Source organism: Terrimonas rubra, assembly GCF_042686025.1.
Lineage (GTDB): Bacteria > Bacteroidota > Bacteroidia > Chitinophagales > Chitinophagaceae > Terrimonas > Terrimonas rubra.
In genome coordinates this window covers 884291-904965 of the sequence record NZ_JBHUOZ010000003.1, presented here as the reverse complement: position 1 = coordinate 904965, position 20675 = coordinate 884291, and the positions used below count along the sequence as shown (strand labels likewise).

The following is a 20675-nucleotide window of genomic DNA, read 5'->3' as shown; positions in this document are numbered from 1 at the left end:
TTGAGATTAATTACAAACAGGTAAGGTGGCAATGTCCAGTAATGCATCACCTTGTTTAACACGCAGCTGAATAACCGGGTCGGTCTTTTTCAATACCCCGTTATTGATCCATTTTTTTACAATACAAAAACCGATCTGGCTGGCACCTACACTCAGTATTGGAACAAAACCATCCGGCCCTCCGTTATCAAGGATATATACATCGCCTCCGATGTACTCCACGTTTTCAAATCCACCCAGGCCATTTACCTTGTAATGATTTTTATAAATAAGGTCACCGCCAATATGCCTGATACCGCCACCGGTTTGGTACCATGTATCCATATTCCACATTTCACCTGCGGTTTTACTACCGGTAATTTCAAAGTTGCCACCCACATAGGTCAGGGAAGCAAAGGCGGCACCGCCTTCACCAAGCGAAGAAGCGGGGTTGATTTTAAAGTTGCCTTCAATACGGGTAATGCCGGAGAAGCTCGCACCTCCGCGGGGAAAACCCCAGAATGCCAGTTTGGGACAGTTCTCTATCACCAGGTCACCGCCTATTTCGGTATAGGCCATAAACCCTTGCGGGTTATATAACTCCGGGTTGTTTTTAAGCACAATACTACCCAGGCATTTCACCCCGTTAAAGAAACTTTCCGTAGTGGTAACAGCCGTACCTTCCAGCGTCAACGTACCTTTTACACCTTTCAGTTTATTCTTCAGGGTGGCGATCACCGCATCCGTAATGTCCATGCCTGTAATGCGCAGGTCCTGTGCCGTATCGGATAAAGGCGTAAAATTGTCAACATCGGTTTTAGAGCCCAGCACATAACTGATGATATTCCCGCTACCCGTCTCGCCGATCAGTAAAGGATCGGAAACGGCCCCCGGATGATTATTGGATAAGGTGATCAAACCGTTGATAATACTGTTATTCATCAGGCTCTTGATAACACAAAAACCTGTTTTATCACTTACACAGGGAACATTTTCGCCTAAAGAGATATTACCCGTAATAGTAAGATCGCCCTTGAATATTTTAAGATTCAACAGTCCTTCCAGGCTTGTGAGCAAGGGGTTATTCTGTATGAGCATGCTGCCATTCACAAATTTCAAATTATCCAGTCCTTTGATGGCTGTCAGCAGGGCGTTATCCTGGATAATAAAAGACACGGTCACCGAACTTAACCGGTGCATATTGATATCCGTTAAACCGGTTTTCTCAATAACAATATTTTTCGCTGATTTGAATTGCAGCGGCGACAGGTCGGTAATGTCCTCACCACTGATGGTCAGCGTACGGATATCTCTCGTTACTTTAAAGGCATTTACTTCCGCCTGTGAGGTCAGGGTATAATCTTTCCCGGTTGTCAGTTCGTTCTCCGTTTTCTGACAGGAAACAAAGAGTACAGCAATGGCTGCAATAAGACTAAAAAAAGCCCTGTAGTTGATTAAAAATTTCATATCAGTAGATTAATACTTTAATTATTTAGGGTTTAAATCAGTTTCACGTTGAGGAACAGGAAAGAAGTTTGCATACTCCTGTTTTACTGTTTTATTGGTAATGCCCTGTATCACGCGGTTGGTCCTGCGCAGCTCAAAAATACCATGCCCTTCAAATGCCAGTTCCCATGTACGCTCCTGCCAGATCCGTTCCCTGAACACCTGCGGACTAAGCCCTGCCGGTAAGGGATCCAAACCCGCACGTGCCCTTACCTTGTTCACCCAGGCATACCCCTCGGTAGTTGGTCCTGCAGCTTCAGCATATATCAGCGCAGCTTCAGCAAAACGCATCAGGTAAAGATTGGCGCTGGTACGTGTACCCAGTGAATACGGATCGGTATACTTACGGCAAAAAGGATAGAAAAAAGCATTCAGTGTAGGATTACCGCTGCTTATATTAGAGGGTGAGTAAGTAGCCAGTACTGTTCCGTTCTCATTGTAAATGGTCGTCACCATTAATCGTTTACGCAGGTCATTGTCCGCATAGGTATTATAAAAATCATTGTCCACCCTGTAATAACTCCAGGATGAAGTAGCTTCAATGGTTTTTTGCACGCCTGCCCCGCCGGTAATAGAACTGGAGATATAAATGACCGGCAGCCCGATACCATACATCTGGGGTAATTGTGAAAAGTTACCTTCGTATGCTTTTCCGTCCCGGTACATAGAAGTAATAAAGATATGCTCTACCCCATCTGCCTGGTGATTGACGTCATATACATTTAATAAATTAGGATCAAGATTATACGTTGTTTGATTATTAACAACCGCTCCTGCGTATTCCGCCGCTTTGGCATACATCTGCTCCGCATCAGTTACCCACTCATATCCCTCAGCGCCTGTCATTTTGGAGGAAGCCAGCGTCAGGTAAACTTTAGACAACAGGAACTGCGCCGCCACTTTATCTGCCCGGCCCTGCATTTTAGCAATACCCATAGCCGGTATCGCCGCCTCCAGATCCTTGATAATAAAAGCATATAACTGTTCAATAGAAGCATAGGATGCTTTTGCCTGGCTGATACTCTCTACCACTTTTTCATGCAGGGGTACTTCGCCGTAGGTACGTACCAGCATGAAGTAATGAAAGGCACGCAGAAAATGAGCTTCGGCAATAAATTGTTTTTTGCTGGTAGTGGAGATATTTTTCATACCCGGCACATTTTCCAATACTGAATTGGCCCGGCTTACCCCCAGGTAAGCGTACTTAAAAAAGTAAAGGAACTCATCTGTATTCGGGTTCACATCCCAGTTATACAAAGGTGTGGCCAGTCCCCGGTTGTATGATTTATACTGGTTTGTTGTTACATCGGCCAGGTTAAAAAGAAACCTTGCCGCATACTCAATATTATTAATGGGATCGTACGCATATAATAACGCGTTTAATGCATCCTGCTCTGTGTTGTAATAATTACTATTAGAAAATACACCATAAGGTTTTTCCTCCAGCATACGCTTACACGAGCTCAGTGAAACAAAAGCGACAGCAATAATCGTTATGAATAGTTTCATAAATATTTTTTTTAACCTTAATTAAAATTTGATTTCAATACCTGCGGTGATAGCAGTAATCCGGGGATAAGCAGCACTGCCCCTGCCATTTTCTCCTACTTCAGGATCAAACTCACTGGTTTTGGACCAGGTTACAGGATTACTGACATTCAAATAGATCCTGCCATGATCAAGGAATTTTAGTGTACCCGGGCGAAGACGGTAACCCAATGTAACGTGTTGAACGCGCAAGAAAGATCCGTCTTCAATAAACCAGGAAGAAGCGAGGTATTGCCTGTCGGCCCGCAGGCTTGGGCGATCATTGGTAGGATTTTCGCCGGTCCACCTGTCTATCTGCAGGGAAGCCCTGTCCAGTTTACGGGTAGCAAAAATATCATTACCATACATGCCATATAAAAGTACGGCGAGATCAAAACCGGAAGCATGTGTGAGTTGCAGGTTAAGACTGGCGGTAAAATCAGGATTCGGATCGCCAATAATAGTACGGGCCGCCGGATCTACGCCACCATCATCTTTTAATCCTACATAATTAAATTCACCGGGTTGATTATTTTTCGCGGTGCTGCCGGTCCTGTTCTGTATAATGCCATTTACCCTGTACCCGTAAAACGAATTGATAGGATGGCCGATAGCCAGCACGTTCAGGTAAGCATCATTCAGTATGCCTTCTCCATAAGGTTCAAACCGCAGGCCATTGGCATCAATAATATAACCGGAGCTTTCCTGCGAGCCAATGTCAACTACTTTATTCCGGTTCATATTAAATATCAGGCCGGCGTTAAACTGCAATTTACCCTTGTTGATAATGCGTCCGTCCAGCGACAGTTCAAAACCTTTATTCTCTACTTTACCATCATTGGTCCATACCCTGTCAAAGCCGGTACTGGGATTCAGGAACTGGCGTCTTAACAGGTCAGAAGTTTTTTTATGATAGAAATCTGCCGTAATAGCCAGTCTACGGTCAAGTATTTCCATATCAATACCGATATTGAACTGTGCTGTTTTTTCCCAGCGAAGATTTTTATTGGCCATACCACCGAACTGCACATATTCACGCTGTGCACCTTCCCGGCCTATTTCCTTGCCCACGCCATAAATAATATACTCTTTGCCATTCATATAGTAAAAATCCTGGCCAAACTGTGAGATGGATTGATAGGGAGAAATGCCCTGGTTACCGGAGATACCATAAGTGGCGCGGACCTTAAGCTGGTCAAACACATCCAGGTTCTTAATAAAATCTTCTTCCGACATTTTCCAGCTGGCCGCACCCGATGGAAAGAATCCCCATTTATTATCATCACCGAATTTAGAGCTGCCATCAGCCCTGGCTGTAAAAGTGAATAAGTAACGGTCGTTAAAAGCATAGTTTAACCTTGTATATCCTGAAGCCAGAGTGGTTTCTGATCTTGAATTAAACACCAGTTGCTTTTCGGCACCGGAAAGATTTTCTTCTCTTAATATCACGTTGGCAAATCCCTGTCCAACCGCATGCAGGCCGGTTCCTACATTATTTTCATAGGTAATACCAGCCATCACGCTGAGGTTATGCAATTGTATCTTTTTGGTATAGGTGAGATAAGCGTCCGAAGTAATGTTTAAATAGTTAGAAGAGCCCATTCCTCCTTCCCCGTTGTACAGATCACCGGCAAAAGTATAAACAGGCGGGTTGAATGTAAAGTTATTACTGCTGCCTGCTCTTGCACTGCCTCTTAAAACCAGTTGTAATCCTTTTAATACATCCCAGTTCATCTCGAGGGTTGCATAGCCATCCATATTAGAGGCTTTACTCACCCGCTCGTTTGTCATGGCCACCACATTGCCATAATCCTGCTGGTTCATTTTATAATAACTGCCATCGCCGTTGTATACCGGGAACAAGGGGTTACGGCTATAGTTCATGCCGTAGTTAAAATTCCGGTTGGCCTTCCACAAACCGGCCATTGTTTTAATACCCAATTTTTCCGATACCCGGTGATCATACGTAAGATCAAGTGATATTTTATCATAGTCATCGCCCACCTGCATGCCCTGTGCGTCCAGGTAACCCAGGCTGATATAATAACGCCCGTTTTTATTTCCGCCTTCCACACCCACATTGTAATCCTGTGTTACGGAAGGCTGGCGGAATACATATTTCGTCCAGTCTGTCCTGTAAGGCCAGTCACCGTTTTTAATTTCAGCCCTGGAAGGATAGTATGTACCAGAAGGGTCTCTCTTTCCCACATAACGGGGTTCAACACCGGCATTTTCCAGCGACTCATCTTCCAATATTGACATGGTCAGCGCATCTTTCCAGTAATCAAGCGGTTTACTGAAAACACCGAGACTTGTTTTTTGATTCAGCCATACATTGGCCCTGTTGTTAGCGCCACGTTTGGTAGTAACCATAATTACGCCATTAGCACCACGTGAACCGTAGATAGCGGTAGCAGAAGCATCTTTCAATACTTCTACCGAGGCGATGATATTGGGGTTAATGGCATTCAGGTTACCCGCTTCACCCAGGGGTATACCATCTATTACCACAAGCGGTGAATTAGAGCCGTTAATGGAACTTACACCCCTTACCCTTACCGTGGTACCTCCCTGCGGATTATCATTGCCGCTGTTAATTACCTGTAAGCCGGAAACACGTCCCTGTAATAAAGACTCAAAGCTTCCTGCGGAGGATTGTGTGATCTTCTCACCTTTTACAGAGGCCACACTGCCTGTCAGGTCACTCTTTTTAACAGCGCCGTAACCTACCACCACCACTTCATCCATGCCTTTACTATCGGGTTCCAGTGTTACCTGGAAACTGTTTTGTTTGCCCACCTTAATTTCCTGGGTTTTCATACCCGAAAAGCTGAGGACCAGTACCTGTTCATCTGAATTGACAGTAATAGTAAACTTACCGTCGGCATCGGTAGCCGTTACGGTATTAGTACCTTTAATGGTAACAGAAACCCCTTGCAGGGGCTGCCCGGCATTATCCAGCACCGTTCCCCGGATCTCGCGGTCAGCAATAAGAAAATGATTATTCCCTGTACTGTTTGTATATTCACCAACCTTGTTCATAGCGAAAGCAGTCAGGCAGGAGAGGACTAAAGCGGAAAAAGACAGTAGCAACTTTTTCCGGCAAATTAACCCATAGGGCAAAGCGCCCAGGTTACATTTTTTCATTATAGATTTCTTTATGGTGAGCAATCAGGAGATACCAGGTATCCTTGAAATATGGAACCAAATATAGGATAAAATAAACAACATGTATACACAAGTTGAAATATTTTTCAAACATTTTACTTAATACACTGTGTAAAACTTGTAAATACAAGTGTATCAATGTTTAAAATCTACTTGTAAAGGAGAAATAATCCCTACTTTTACACCATTGATATGCATATGAAAAAGAATTCAACCGCGCCATTATACAAAAAACTATTGGAAGACCTGAAATCCCAGTTAGACGCAGGCATGTATAAAGTAGGCGACCTGCTACCCTCTGAGAACGATCTCTGCAAATCATACAACACTACACGTCCTACAGTAAGGCAGGCCCTTTCCGAGTTAAGCGCCATGGGCTATATTGTAAGGCACCATGGCAAAGGCAGTATGGTATCCGAACCCAAACAAGGTCTCGGCATCCTGTCCATCAAAGGTTTCACGGCCGGTATAGGAGAAAAAACACTCCGTACCGAGATACTCCAAAAACCCATCAAAATGGCATGGCCTTCTGCTTTTTATGATGAACTATCAGCGGTGGAGAAAGAAGCCGGCTGTATATTTTTTTCCCGTATACGCGTGGTAAACAACCTGCCCATTTTGTTTGAAGAAACCTATATCACCGATTATCACCTGCCGCGTTTTATCAGCAGGAATTTAGAGAACAAATCGCTTTTTAAAATGCTGAGCGACCATTATAAAGTGGAAGTAAAAGAAGGTAAACAAAAAATATGGGCGGTGAGTTCCAATAAAAATGTAAGCGACCTGCTGAAGATCAACCTCAACAGCCCCGTATTACATATGAAACGCCGGTTAAAGACCAATATCAAGGACCTGGTTATTTATTCGCATATATATTGTAATACGGAGAATTATTTCCTGGAAGATGGCTTTTAAAGCCCTGTAAACTGTTCCGGTATATCATCTGATCCTACAAGCCGTAACAATTTTATTCCCCTTGTAAATTTGTATTAACAACAATCGTATTGTTAAGCAGCCTGTTAACAGGACAGGATTCCGCAATAGCTTTTAGCTTGACCAGTTCGTTTTCGCTCAAACCCTTATTTTCAAATGAGATGGTTTTGGTAAAACTGGCTACCTTATCTATTACATTGTTTGATAAATGCACACTGACATTGATCTCGCCCAGGTCCATTGCTTTTCTTTGTGCATACATCCGCAGGGTGACAGCTGTGCACATAGAGAGTGCCGAAGCCAGGAATTCGTAAGGATTAAAGCCACCATCTTTACCGCCGAAGGAAACGGGTTCATCACCTGTCACTTCCTTTATTCCGGAATTGATACGGGTTAAAAAATCAGTTGCACCCAGTTTAGCATTTACCGTTACATCGTTTTTTGTTTCCTTTACTGTTATTGCCATTACCAATTATTTATATCCGGTTTACAGATCGGTTTTATTTTGCCGGAGGCGCCGGAAACGGCACAAAGGCTTTATCATCCTGTGGTATTAACGGAAAGGATTCATGGTTTTGTGCAATCCAGTCCAGCTTGGCCTTTTCCAGTCTTTCCCTTTCCGACGAAACAAAATTCCACATAATGAAACGTTCTTCCGGGAAAGGTTCGCCACCAAAAATATACACCGTAGTATGCGCGGCCATATCAAAATTGCAGAGTTTGCTGTTGGCCGCAATCAGTATATTGCGCGGTTCATACCTGTTGCCCTCAGCTTCGATACTCCCTTCTAAAATATACAAGCCGCTTTCACCAAAAAGATCATTGCCAATATTTACATTTCTTTTTTCGTCGCTCTCATTTTTGATCTCCAGGAAATAAAGCGGACTGTACACCGGAACGGCCGACTTTTTACCAAACGCTTCCCCCGCTATAAGTTTAATCTTTACGCCATTTTGCTCCCATTCAGGAATATCTTCACGGGAGATATGCGTAAAACTGGGGTCCATCTCCTGCAGCTCTTTCGGCAATGCTACCCATATCTGCAGTCCATGCATCACCATATCCGGGTTGGTCTCGCGAATATGTTCGGGCATTCTTTCCGAGTGCAACACCCCTTTACCGGCCGTCATCCAGTTTACGGCTCCCGGTGTAATCTCTGCCAGGGACCCGATACTATCCCTGTGCATAATAGCTCCTTCAAAAAGATAAGTGAGTGTAGAAAGCCCGATATGAGGATGCGGCTCTATATCCAGTTTCTCATGTTCTTTAACAGCAATAGGTCCCATATGATCGATAAAAACAAAGGGTCCAACGGCTCTTTTTTGCCTGAAGGGTAATAAACGTCCTACCAGGAAAGGACCGATGCTGGTGGCACGTTCTTCTATTACCATATTAATATTAGACATGTTATTAAACTTTTTGAATTAATAAAATGAAAAGCTTATTCAAATCCTTTGAAATCCGGGCTCACAATGCGTTTCCAATCCGGGTGTCTTTTGATATAGGCGAACACCAACGGACATAGCGGCGTAAGTACATACTTATTTTCTTCTATGTACGCTAAGGCTTTTTCAATTAAAGCGGTGGCCACCCCACGTCCGGCAAGTTCATCGGGACTTTCGGTATGTATAAGTGTTATATTACTGCCTTTCTCGCGGTAATCGATAAATGCGGTATATCCTTCTACGGTTAATTCAAACCTGTGGTTAGCTTCATTCTTTATCACCGGTATATGTACAAACTCTTCTTTCATAATTGCTGACTAAATGTTTTATAAATATCCTAAATAAAAACGCAGGTATGGCATAATAGTTCATTAAACTATTGTAAGTACCGGGCACGCAGAGATTATATCAAACGGAACAACTTTGCTCCACCCAAAATAAAAAAAATCCTGCAAATCAACGATCTGCAGGATTTAATAAAAGATGTGCCCGAGACTGGATTCGAACCAGCACGCCGCGTTAGCAGCGCTACCACCTCAAGGTAGTGCGTCTACCAATTTCGCCACCCGGGCAACGGTTTGCAAATATAATGGGGAAGATGTTATAATTGTTAAAAACTTATGACCGCTTAGTTTAAAGGCAATACGATCCGGAAAGTGGTACCCCTGCCCGGCTCCGATGCCAGTACAAAGAGTTCTCCTTTGTGGTATTGTTTAATGATCCGTTTGCATAAACTTAAACCCAGTCCCCAGCCTCTTTTTTTAGTGGTAAAGCCCGGGTTAAAGATCTTATCCAGGTGCTGTTTGCTGATGCCTTTCCCACTATCCTTTACGTCGATCACTATTTTATCCTTCTGTTCCTGCATATTAACGCTGATCTGTCCCCTGCCCTCCATGGCATCCAGGGCATTTTTCAACAGGTTCTCTATTACCCAGTCAAATAAGGGTCCTGATATTTTGGCTATCATACTGGATTTATCATGGGTCAGTACTTCAAACTGTACTTTATCCGGCGAACGTCGTTTAATATAGTCCACCATATTATTTACCTGCGCTACCAGGTCTTTCTCTTCCAACTGGGGCGTGCTGCCAATTTTACCAAACCTGTCCGACACCAACCGTAAACGGCTTACATCTTTTTCCAGTTCTTTCACAATCTGTTCGTTGGCGGGCATCTCCTTCATCATTTCTACCCAGCCTTCCAGCGATGACACAGGAGTACCTAACTGGTGGGCCGTTTCCTTGGCCATGCCGGCCCATACCTGGTTTTGTACCGAGATATAACTGCTGCGTAGGGTAAGCACCACAACAATGATAAACAGTCCCACGATCAATAACTGCACCAGCGGGTAATACCTTACTTCGTTCAGCAGGCTGGTATGCCCGTAATAATACCGGTTTACCAGGGTGGAGTCCTGCGGGTTAACATACACGATGGGCTCGTTTATGGCCTTGAGGGATTTTAATTTTTGCGGGAGATAGTTTTTATCATCGATGGCTTTTGCCGAATCAAGGTTTACATAACCAATGATACTATCCTTTTCATTGGTTTCGATAATGGGTATATCCGTATTCTGCGATACAATTTTAAAGGGCAGGCTTACGGCTGTTTCATTGGGGTCGAGTAATGATTTACTGGCTTCCACCCACAACTCAACTTTTAACCTTTCTTCCTGTGCAATTTTTTCGGACAGGTAACGCGAATAAAAAACAGTGCCGGTAACAATAGCAATGGCTATTACCGCCAGTAAGGTGCGCCAGTTAAGAAGTTGCTGAAACATATTCCGAAGATAATAAAAGCCTGTTAGTGCAAACCGTATAAGTTTTTGCACTTAGTAAGACAGATGCATAAAAAAAGCGGCTAAGTACTTAGCCGCTTCTCTGTGATTCCGCTGGGACTCGAACCCAGGGCCCCATCATTAAAAGTGATGTGCTCTACCAACTGAGCTACGAAATCAACCTTGTTTCCCGTTTTGGGAGTGCAAAAATAAGGGGGGTATATTTCTTAACCAAATACTTTTTACTTTTTTTTGAAAAAAATTAAAAGTTTTTTCATCCCACAACTATTTAAGCATCATCACGGTAAGTAAAGTTAAATAATAAACCAATAAAACAATACCAATAAACCCGCTTTAATAACTGGTCTTGAAAAAATGGCGTAGCGGCTATATTGTTTATCTATTGTTTTAGTAATAAAAACAGCCCCTCACACTACTACCCTGTTTTGTATAGCCCGATTATTTTCTTTGTTTTACTTTCGCAGTAATTGAAAAATATGAGTCAACCTAAAGTTGCTGTTATTATTTTAAACTGGAATGGTATAAAATTCCTGGAGCAGTTTCTGCCGTCTGTAATGGCATCCACTTATACCAACCTGGATATCATTGTTGCCGACAATGCTTCTACCGACAACTCCTTATCATTTTTAGCAACTCATTACCCGCAGATCAGGACCATTATACTTGAACAGAATTTTGGTTTTGCCCGCGGATATAATGAAGCACTGCAACAAGTGATCGCTGATTATTATGTATTACTAAACTCCGATGTGGAAGTAGTGCCCGGCTGGATAGAGCCGATGGTACAACTTTGTGAAGGCAATAAAACCATTGCAGCCTGCCAGCCTAAAATTTTAGCTTATCATCATAAGGATACATTTGAATATGCCGGGGCAGCCGGTGGGTGGATAGACCGGTATGGTTATCCTTTTTCCAGAGGCCGTGTATTTGATCATTGTGAAAAAGACCTGGGCCAATATAATGATGCCGTTCCGGTATTCTGGGCAACCGGCGCTGCCTTGTTTATCCGTGCAGCTGATTATCATGCCATGCAGGGGTTTGACAATTTCTTTTTTGCCCATATGGAGGAAATAGATTTGTGCTGGCGCTTACAGCAGGCCGGTAAGCTGGTATATGTATGTCCGCAGTCGGTGGTATACCATGTAGGCGGAGGCACTTTACCCCAGGGTAATAGTTTAAAGACCTTTTTAAACTTCAGGAACAACCTGGTGATGTTGTATAAAAATCTTTCCTGGCCACAACGTTTATATATATTCCCTCTCCGTTACGCATTAGATACCGTAACTGCTTTAAAAGGACTGTTTGCGGGGCAGACCGGGTACTTTTGGGCCATCTGCCGTTCGCACTGGGCATTTACCGCATGGGTTTTTGCCAGGCAGAAACAAAGTGTTTTCCCCAAACAAAAAACAAAAAAATTGCGTGGAATGTACGCCGGCAGTGTAGTTTGGGCTTTCTTTATCAAAAAGAAAAAACTATTTACAGAAATTGTTAAAAAAGACTGAGGTTTTTTGGATTGAATCCTTATTTTTGCGCAACAATTTATAACGATGTCACATACAGAAGATTATAAAAAGGAACTGCAAAAAATCCAGGATAAAGATTTTACTCATAGCTGGGTATCTTCTTCCGGTTTTATTTTCTATTTGAGCATTGCCTGTCTGGTAGCTTTTGCTTTTGGTGGTTGCTATAAACTTTATACTAAGAAGTTTGAGAAGCCTCAGGTGACTATCCAGGAGAGCACCTTATACACTCCAAAATATAAATAATTTTTTTTCGAAAAAATTTGTTTTATAAGGTCGCAAATCCTTAATTTTGCACTCCCAAAGTTCTTTGATGCTGAACAAATTAAAACAGCAAATGCGGAAGTAGCTCATTTGGTAGAGCACGACCTTGCCAAGGTCGGGGTGGCCGGTTCGAGCCCGGTCTTCCGCTCAACGATCCCGCACCTGCGGGATTTTTTTTCCAACATCATTGCCCTGGTGGTGGAATTGGTAGACACGCAGGACTTAAAATCCTGTGGCCAGCAATGGCCGTAACGGTTCAAGTCCGTTCCGGGGCACTCAAAAGGTAATCAAGCAATTGGTTACCTTTTTTGTTTTGGTAGATTTACCTCTTGAGATTAAATATCACCTATAATCTAATTTTGAAGAATTAAACTGGATAACATTATTGACATTTACTATTACAACAAATTACCAATATTATAAAAGTGGCCCGCATCTTTGTCAGAACATAAACAGGAAATCGCGATACTAATTCAATGAATCAAACACTGTTCAAGGGAGTTGCCTTTTCGGTTCTTGACGAAGGGACAAAATAAGCGGTAATTCAGTTATGATTTCTTAATTCTACCAGCAGGTGATTCAAATATTTTACCTCCGAAGAGGCCTTCTTTATAAAGCTCACACAGCACGTTAATGATATTTTTAGCATCATCATCATTTGCGACCAATATTTTACCATCAGCACCAAAATTGAATTTGATATTTAATCTTTTTCCAACTCGGTTAAATTCCTTTTTTACCTCTTTCGCTTCCTTCCCACTTAAAAATTCTATATTACCGATTACTTGCGCTTTAATCAATTTGTTTCGAAAAGAAGGTTTATCAGCCACAACACTGGCAATAAAAGTAGCACCCTCTACTATTTCCAGGTTTTCTAATTCTTGTACAACATCCTTCGCTAGTTCTTCAAATTCTTCGGTAAGACTCGCTAATTCTTCAAAGGCTTTTTTCTGAAATATGTATATAGTCTCGTCATGGTAAACCATATCAATGCTTGGATCAAGATTAATAGAGAAGCCATTTAATGGTTTCAGCATTTGAGTCTTAATATCAAAAAACGACTGTATACCATACTTTATAGCTTCTTTAACTGTAGTATTAACATTAACCTCGACTGCAATTTTCTTTGGCGATAACTTTTTTATGCAATAGAGCCACTTTTTTTTGTTAGCATCATAATAGCCATAACATAACGCCCAGGCTTTCTCCAAATCTTCTAATTCTTTAAAAGAGGTAAGTGTTTTCATCTCGTTGCCGAGGTTGGCTAAAAACTCTTTAAATCCGGTAATTTTCCCTAGATCAGAGTAAGTATATACTTTTTCTAAAGTATCATCAATAGGTTCATAATCTAATATCTGAATATCTTCAGTTACTTTTTGTTCAATCGCCTTTTTTAACATGCCTGACACCAGAGGAACAAGCTCTGGGCTGAGATTGATTTGAACGGGTATGTATTGAAACTTTTCTGATGGCCTAGACGAAGACTTTACATTTGACTTTAACTTGCGCTCGATAATATACATGTGAACAGCATCAGCATTGGTAAATTCATGTAGCTCTTTAAGCAACTTTTTTGGCGTCATATACTTGTTTTGTTAGTAAGCGAAATAAAGACGATGACTCAGTTTGACTATTTGCAGATCATCTTCTTCGTTAATCCATTTGTTTTCGGAAATAATCATAGCACTTTTGGGAATAGTTGTATCACCTTTTAAATATTCTACTTCGTAAAGACCATATTTTAGGTTAAGAATAGGATTTATTAAAATCAGACTGGACGTAGCATAGAGTTTATAATAAATACCAAACAATACTACAAAGGCGATGTATTCGAAGTACCCTATCTGGCCTTGGGCTAATAAAGGCAATACATAAGTGGCCAAATAAGATAATGCTTCTTCATTTTTAGGCTTTATTGAACTAATGGTAACTGGAAAAGCATTACTTTCAATACGTTTGATATTTGCAAGAGTAAGCTTGGTACCAATTATGGCGTATAAGGAAAGCAATACTAAAATTATTACAAAGCCAAACTTTTCTGTAAACGTTATTATACTTTCTTTATTAAAACCTGCGTAATACAAAAATGACCTGTTTGCCATCATCACCTTCACAATCAATAAAAAAAGCAAAGGCAAGTAAGAAAGGCAGAACATCGCAAAAAGAGATGGCCGTTTGAGAAGATGAGGATTTCCACTTGGCATAATTAATTATATTATCTATCATTTATTCTGCACGCAGTGAGGACTTGCCGCATAACCGAGCAAGAAGGAACAACGAGCTTTCTTCGTTCAAGGCATCTAATAAAGCTGTTTACCCTGCGAAGGGAAATACTTAAGCACACTTTTACTAACAGTACCGGCCAAATATCGGCCTGGTAATTTTAGTATCCATACGGTTTTCCGTAAAACGCTTTAAAAGGAAAAATTCTTCATCTTTGACTCTTTGATAGGTGGTATAAAGTTTCATCGACAGCAACAGATAACACGGTATTAATCTACAAAATGAATAAGATTCAGGGGATGATTTTATAATCCAAAAAAACCAACGGAATACCATATACTAAGTGCATAGAAGATTTTTTTTTAGAAATAGAACTTTATCCAGATTTCAAAATTAAAGCCTCTAACACATCAGCTGCTATTTACCAGCATGACTAAATATGAACAATCAATATCTTCTTTTGAACAATTTAAAGAGTACAATACACACAGACCATAATTTTTTATTCACTGTAACCGATTGAAATTAATAAATGTGTTTTTGACATTTATTTTTACTGTAAGTTTACTCCTGCCATACTTATCTACACGCCCCAATAAAAACAGGCGCAACTGAAAATTCTACAGGAATGATGATTATCCAAGATTGCTTACAGTAAAACAAAACACGCTATACATGCTTCAACAGAAAACACCTGCTGCTTTTATCCTTATTGCTTTTTTATTTTTGGCCGTTGCTAACACCACTGCCCAGGCTCCTTTACTGCAAGGCTTTGAATACGGTACTACGATTGCTCCTTCAGGGGAGGAATGGCAGTCACCCCAGCGCTTATCCTTAAACAAGGAACAACCCAGGGCTTATTTTTTTTCATTCCAGGATATAACCAGCGCCCGTAAGGTACTTCCCGAAAATTCCAGATACTGGAAGTCATTAAACGGTAGCTGGAAGTTTCACTTCGCCAAAAACCCGGAAGAACGTCCTAAGGATTTTTATCAGGCAGGTTATAATGTATCCGGCTGGGATAATGTGGCCGTGCCGCTTTCCTGGAATATTACCGGCATACAAAAAGACGGAAGCCTTAAATATGGCGTGCCCATTTATGTAAACCAGCCCGTGATCTTTTACCATAAAATAGAAGTGAACGACTGGAAAAAAGGCGTTATGCGTGAACCGCCAAAAGACTGGACAACCTACCAGTACCGGAACGAAGTAGGCTCTTTCCGCCGTGATTTTGACATACCCGCTGACTGGGACGGACGCGAAGTATTTTTGAATTTCGACGGTGTGGATTGTTTTTTTTACCTGTGGATCAATGGGAAATATGTCGGGTTTTCTAAAAACTCGAGGAACCTGGCCAGCTTTAATATTTCCACCTTTTTACAGAAAGGAAAGAATACAGTGGCGGTGGAAGTGTACCGCCTCTCCGATGGCTCTTTCCTGGAATCACAGGATATATTCCGGCTGCCCGGCATTTTCCGCACCGTGGCATTAACCGCTGTTCCCAAAGTACATATACGGGATATAAGAGTGCTTCCCGACCTCGATGCCCATTATAAAGACGGCTCTTTAACCATTAATGCCGATATAAGAAACCTTCATACAACTGTTGCCAAAGGTTATACCGTAACATACGCTCTTTATGCAAACAATTTGTATGGGGATGATAATGTGAAGATGGCGAACGCGGTAGCAAAAACAACGGTGGATGCCGTATCACCGCAGTCAGTCACCAAAGCTGCTGCAACAGTAATGAAAGTGCAGAACCCTTATCAATGGTCGGCAGAAAAACCATACCGCTACACACTGATCGCGGAGCTGAAAAATGCCGCGGGTAAAATCGTGGAGACCGTATCGGTTCATGTGGGCTTCCGTAAAGTAGAAATAAAAGACACCCCGGCCGAAAAAGATGAATTCGGACTGGCCGGAAGGTATTATTATATCAATGGTAAAACTGTAAAACTAAGAGGCGTTAACCGCCACGAAAGCCACCCGGCAACAGGTCATGCCATTACACATGCCATGATGGAAGAGGAGATCATCCTGATGAAGCGGGCTAATATTAACCATGTGAGAAATTCACATTACCCGGATGATCCTTACTGGTACTATCTCTGCGACAAGTACGGCATTTATGTAGAAGATGAGGCTAATATAGAATCACATGAATATTATTATGGAGCAGAATCTCTCTCGCATCCGCCCGAATGGAAAACGGCCCATATCGCCCGGGTAATGGAAATGGCCCATGCTACCTATAACCGTCCTTCCGTAGTACTCTGGTCATTAGGCAATGAAGGCGGGCCCGGTAAAAATTTTACAGCAGCTTATGAAGCTTTAAAAGCATTTGATACTTCCAGGCCGGTGCAGTACGAGCGCAATAATGACATTGTCGATATCGGCTCTAACCAATACCCTTCCATAGCATGGGTACAGGGGGCCGTAAAAGGCGATTATAAAATAAAATACCCCTTCCATATATCAGAATATGCCTACTCCCAGGGCAATGCCTGTGGCAACCTTGTTGACTATTGGGAAGCCATGGAATCAACCAATCATTTTATGGGCGGGGCCATCTGGAGCTGGCTGGATCTTTCGCTCTACCATTACGATAAAAAAACAGGTACAAAATATCTTGCCTATGGCGGCGATTTTGGCGATACACCCAACGACGGACATTTTTCCATGTGCGGCCTCCTTTTCGGTGACAGGAAACCTAAACCCCAATATTACGAGGTGAAAAAAGTTTACCAGGAAGTAGTGGTTAAAGAAACAGATGTGCAGAAAGGCCTGTTCCGCATTTTTAATAAATTCTATTTTAAAGACCTGAACGAATTCGACATTTCCTGGACTTTAACGGAAGATGGTAAACCGGCTGCGAGTGGGTTGATACCTACCGGAACGATAAATCCCCGATCGGAAAAAGAAATTACCATCCCATACAGGTACGATTTACTCAAACCGGGTTCAGCATATTTTGTCACTATCCGGTTTTTACAAAAAAACAAACAACCCTGGGCTGAGAAAGGTTATGTGCAGGCGGAAGAACAGTTCCTGGTGAAAGCCATTAGCCAAAAACCGTCCATTGCTACAGTGTCTAAAAATGGGAATTCCGGTAAAGCCCTTTATAGCCCTTCCGCCGGTAATATTCAAACGGTGAGCGGCGATCATTTTGTCGCACAATTTGACAAGACAACAGGAAGCCTCTACAGTCTTCAATATAGCGGTAATAAAATTATTACAAAAGGGAAAGGTCCCCGGCTGAATGCCTTCAGGGCTTATCTTGATAATGACAATTGGGCATATCCGTCCTGGTTTTCCAACGGCTTACACAACCTGCAGCACCGGGCTGTAAGCAGTCATTTCACACAAAATAATGACGGCACCGTTACGGCTGCTTTTACCGTGGTATCGCAGGCGCCCAATGGCGCAAAAATCCTGGGCAAACCCAACTCTGGCAGAAATAAAATAGAAGAGCTGACCAGCCAGCCATTCGGTCCTGCAGATTTTAAATTCATCACTCACCAGTTCTATACGATCTATCCCGATGGTTCTGTTGAACTGCAATCGAGTATCAGCTCCAATAAACCGGGCCTTACTTTGGCGAAGCTGGGTTATATTATGAACGTACCGAAGCAATTGGCGAATTACACCTATTATGGCCGCGGCCCTTATGATAATTATGCCGATCGTAAAGCAGGTTCACTGATCGGACAGTATAAGAGCACGGTAGCGGACCAGTTTGTTGATTTTATCAAACCGCAGGATATGGGCAACCGTGAAGACCTGCGCTGGGTAGCCCTAACCAATGCTGCCGGCGAAGGGGCCGTATTCCTGTCCACACAGGACCATATGACGGCATCGGCCTCGCAGTATTCAGCCATTGACATGATCCAGGCACCACACCCCTACCAGTTACCCAAAGCCAATGACACCTACCTGGAGCTGAATGAAGCGGTAACCGGCCTGGGTGGTAACAGCTGCGGCCAGGGAGGCCCGCTGGAGCCGGACCGGGTAAAAGCCCTGCAGACCAATTTCGGCTTTATCATCCGCCCGGCTAACAAAGACCTTAGTGCAGTTGCCAATGTAAGCCCCGCCGGTAAAGTGCCTTTGGCCATTACACGGGGAACCGATGGAAGAATGGAAATAAGGTCAGTTAAAAATGAGGCCATCCGTTTTAGCATCAACAACGGCCCGGTACAGGACTATAAAACCTCCGTGTATTTACGCGAGGGTGGTGAAGTAACGGCCTGGTTTATCCATGACCCCGTTAATAAAGTGAGCAATACCTTTGAAAAAATAGCTTTGGTACCCATAAGAGTTATTAATGCCAGCAGCCAGGAAGCGGGTGAAGGCAATGCCGAATACCTGGTAGATGGCGACCCTGCCACGAACTGGCATACCATGTATTCGGTTACTGTAGCCAAATACCCGCATTGGGTAGATTTTGACATGGGCAATACCCAAACCATTAAAGGGTTTACCTACCTGCCCCGTCAAAACAGTACAAATGGCGCTATAAAAGATTACAGCATACAGGTAAGTGATGATAATATTAGCTGGAAGACGATCATAGAAAAAGCAAGCTTTGATAAAGGGCCTGCACTGAAAAAAGTAATCTTTGATAAACCTGTTAAAGCCAGGTATATCCGCTTTACAGGTTTAAGTGAACAAGGCGGACAGGATTATGCTGCCGGCGCAGAGTTTACTGTTCTCGAATAATGAAGAATGCTTACCCTTATAAAAGCCTGCACTTACCATGCGGGCTTTTATTTTATATACCAGGCAAAAACAGGAGCCTACACTACAGGTTAGTCAGCCTGTTTTAAATCATTAACTTGAACCCCTTATACACTATTTGTTTTGCATTGTTTTAAGATTTTAAACTGTAGTTTACAGCAGTATGCATACAACAGTGATAACATAAAAGAGCGTTAACTAACAATTGCCATGTATATGAAGTTTACAAGCCTGCTGGTAACCTTATTTTTTTGCACCGCTATTGCTGTTGTAGCACAGTCAAGTGCAGCCGATCGTTTCCCTGACGGAAGCATTATCCCGGCCTGGTTTAAAGACACGACAAAAGTTAATTATAAAAAACTGGGTAAGCAGTTTATTATTACAAAGCATGGCGCCGTAAAGGACAGTAGTAAATTACAAACCGCCATTTTACAACGCATTATTGATAAAGCATCCAAACAGGGAGGTGGTGTTATCATTATACCCAAAGGAACTTTTTTAACCGGCGCTTTATTCTTTAAACCCAAAACCCATTTATACGTATCAGAAGGAGCCGTTTTAAAAGGCTCGGATGATATTGCCCACTACCCCATCATACCTTCAAGGATGGAGGGGCAAAACCTGGATTATTTCCCCGCAGTGGTGAACGCCTATGGAGTGGATGGCTTTACCATCTCAGGTAAAGGCATCATCGATGGTAACGGTAAAAAATACTGGGAAGCCTTCTGGCAAAGACGGAAAGAGAACCCGCAATGTACCAATCTGGAAGTATCCCGTCCACGCCTTGTATTTATCTGGAACAGTAACAATGTACAATTACAGGATATAACCTTGCAGAATGCAGGCTTCTGGTCCAGCCATTATTACCAGTGCAATAATATTAAAATACTGAACGTACGCATTACTTCACCCTATGAGCCCATTAAAGCACCCAGTACCGATGCCATTGACCTGGATGTATGTAATAATGTGTTGATCAAAGGTTGTTATTTATCTGTAAACGACGATGCCATTGCCTTAAAAGGCGGCAAAGGCCCGTGGGCTGATACCACAGCCGGTAACGGCGCCAATACCAATATCATTATTGAAGATACCGAGTTCGGCTTTTGTCACTCTGCACTCACCTGTGGCAGCGAAGCCATACACAATAAAAACATCATCATGCGTAACTGCAAAATTGATGAAGCCAAAAGAGTATTATGGTTAAAAATGCGTCCCGACACACCACAGCAATACGAATACATCAGTGTGGAGAATATCACCGGTAATGCCTACAGCTTGATTTTTGTAAAGCCCTGGAAACAATTCTTTGACCTGAAGGGACGAAAAGACCCGCCCCCGTCTGTCTCCGATCATATCAGTCTGAAAAATATTAAGCTGACATGTACCGTATTTTTTGATGTAGCACCGGGTGAACATGATAAGCTCAGCAATTTTACTTTTGAGAACCTGGATATCAGGGCAGAGAAATCGAACCTGAATAAAGATCATGTACGGAATTTTACCCTGAAGAACGTACAGGTAAACGGGCAAGCGGTTCATTAACAAACACATAAAGACACTACAAGCTCATAT

The 20675-nt window shown here is 42.4% G+C and carries 14 protein-coding genes and 4 tRNA genes; 7 read left to right on the top strand and 11 right to left on the bottom strand.

Annotated elements, in window-relative coordinates:
- Positions 1–6: 6 nt before the first annotated feature.
- Genes ACFS6H_RS13185 through ACFS6H_RS13175 form a run of 3 tightly spaced genes read right to left on the bottom strand, consistent with a single transcriptional unit; the run spans position 7 to position 6159 of the window.
- On the bottom strand, positions 7–1446 hold the full coding sequence (locus ACFS6H_RS13185) for a hypothetical protein (RefSeq protein ID WP_386099473.1): 1440 nt from the start codon (positions 1444–1446) through the stop codon (positions 7–9).
- Positions 1447–1467: 21 nt separating this feature from the next.
- Complete coding sequence (locus ACFS6H_RS13180) at positions 1468–2994, bottom strand: RagB/SusD family nutrient uptake outer membrane protein (protein WP_386099470.1); 1527 nt, start codon at positions 2992–2994, stop codon at positions 1468–1470.
- A gap of 21 nt (positions 2995–3015) precedes the next feature.
- A complete protein-coding gene (locus ACFS6H_RS13175) occupies positions 3016–6159 on the bottom strand; it encodes a SusC/RagA family TonB-linked outer membrane protein (RefSeq protein ID WP_386099467.1) in 3144 nt (1047 codons plus the stop codon).
- 219 nt (positions 6160–6378) lie between these two features.
- On the opposite strand from ACFS6H_RS13175, the gene ACFS6H_RS13170 reads away from it, so the two are divergent.
- The gene (locus tag ACFS6H_RS13170; RefSeq protein ID WP_386099464.1) at positions 6379–7095 is read left to right on the top strand and encodes a GntR family transcriptional regulator; all 717 of its coding nucleotides are present in this window, start codon (positions 6379–6381) and stop codon (positions 7093–7095) included.
- Positions 7096–7147: 52 nt separating this feature from the next.
- Here ACFS6H_RS13170 and ACFS6H_RS13165 read toward each other — a convergent pair whose 3' ends face one another.
- The 6 genes from ACFS6H_RS13165 to ACFS6H_RS13140 form a co-directional block, all read right to left on the bottom strand.
- Positions 7148–7579: an OsmC family protein gene (locus ACFS6H_RS13165; protein ID WP_386099461.1), complete on the bottom strand. Its 432-nt coding sequence runs from the start codon at positions 7577–7579 to the stop codon at positions 7148–7150.
- A gap of 34 nt (positions 7580–7613) precedes the next feature.
- Positions 7614–8519 (bottom strand): pirin family protein, encoded by a 906-nt coding sequence (locus tag ACFS6H_RS13160; protein WP_386099458.1) that lies wholly within the window; start codon positions 8517–8519, stop codon positions 7614–7616.
- A 35-nt stretch (positions 8520–8554) separates the two neighbouring features.
- Positions 8555–8866, bottom strand: a complete 312-nt coding sequence (locus ACFS6H_RS13155; protein ID WP_386099455.1) for a GNAT family N-acetyltransferase — start codon at positions 8864–8866, stop codon at positions 8555–8557.
- Positions 8867–9044: 178 nt separating this feature from the next.
- Positions 9045–9130 (bottom strand) — tRNA-Leu (locus tag ACFS6H_RS13150).
- Between the two features lie 56 nt (positions 9131–9186).
- On the bottom strand, positions 9187–9525 hold the full coding sequence (locus ACFS6H_RS13145; protein ID WP_386103577.1) for a sensor histidine kinase: 339 nt from the start codon (positions 9523–9525) through the stop codon (positions 9187–9189).
- Positions 9526–10441: 916 nt separating this feature from the next.
- Positions 10442–10514 (bottom strand) — tRNA-Lys (locus ACFS6H_RS13140).
- Positions 10515–10832: 318 nt separating this feature from the next.
- On the opposite strand from ACFS6H_RS13140, the gene ACFS6H_RS13135 reads away from it, so the two are divergent.
- The 4 genes from ACFS6H_RS13135 to ACFS6H_RS13120 all read left to right on the top strand — a co-directional run bounded on the left by ACFS6H_RS13135 (position 10833) and on the right by ACFS6H_RS13120 (position 12415).
- A complete protein-coding gene (locus ACFS6H_RS13135) occupies positions 10833–11858 on the top strand; it encodes a glycosyltransferase family 2 protein (protein ID WP_386099452.1) in 1026 nt (341 codons plus the stop codon).
- A 45-nt stretch (positions 11859–11903) separates the two neighbouring features.
- Entirely contained in the window at positions 11904–12122 is a 219-nt protein-coding gene (locus ACFS6H_RS13130; RefSeq protein ID WP_386099449.1) for a hypothetical protein, read from the top strand.
- A 93-nt stretch (positions 12123–12215) separates the two neighbouring features.
- Positions 12216–12288 (top strand) — tRNA-Gly (locus ACFS6H_RS13125).
- Between the two features lie 41 nt (positions 12289–12329).
- Positions 12330–12415 (top strand) — tRNA-Leu (locus ACFS6H_RS13120).
- Positions 12416–12688: 273 nt separating this feature from the next.
- On the opposite strand, the gene ACFS6H_RS13115 is transcribed toward ACFS6H_RS13120, so the two are convergent.
- Entirely contained in the window at positions 12689–13723 is a 1035-nt protein-coding gene (locus ACFS6H_RS13115; protein WP_386099446.1) for a Kiwa anti-phage protein KwaB-like domain-containing protein, read from the bottom strand.
- A 12-nt stretch (positions 13724–13735) separates the two neighbouring features.
- Complete coding sequence (locus ACFS6H_RS13110; protein WP_386099443.1) at positions 13736–14344, bottom strand: hypothetical protein; 609 nt, start codon at positions 14342–14344, stop codon at positions 13736–13738.
- Positions 14345–15038: 694 nt separating this feature from the next.
- On the opposite strand from ACFS6H_RS13110, the gene ACFS6H_RS13105 reads away from it, so the two are divergent.
- Both ACFS6H_RS13105 and ACFS6H_RS13100 read left to right on the top strand, forming a co-directional pair.
- Positions 15039–19082, top strand: coding sequence for a glycoside hydrolase family 2 TIM barrel-domain containing protein (locus ACFS6H_RS13105; RefSeq protein WP_386099440.1), 4044 nt, complete (start codon positions 15039–15041; stop codon positions 19080–19082).
- Between the two features lie 234 nt (positions 19083–19316).
- Entirely contained in the window at positions 19317–20645 is a 1329-nt protein-coding gene (locus tag ACFS6H_RS13100) for a rhamnogalacturonidase (protein WP_386099438.1), read from the top strand.
- Positions 20646–20675 lie beyond the last annotated feature (30 nt).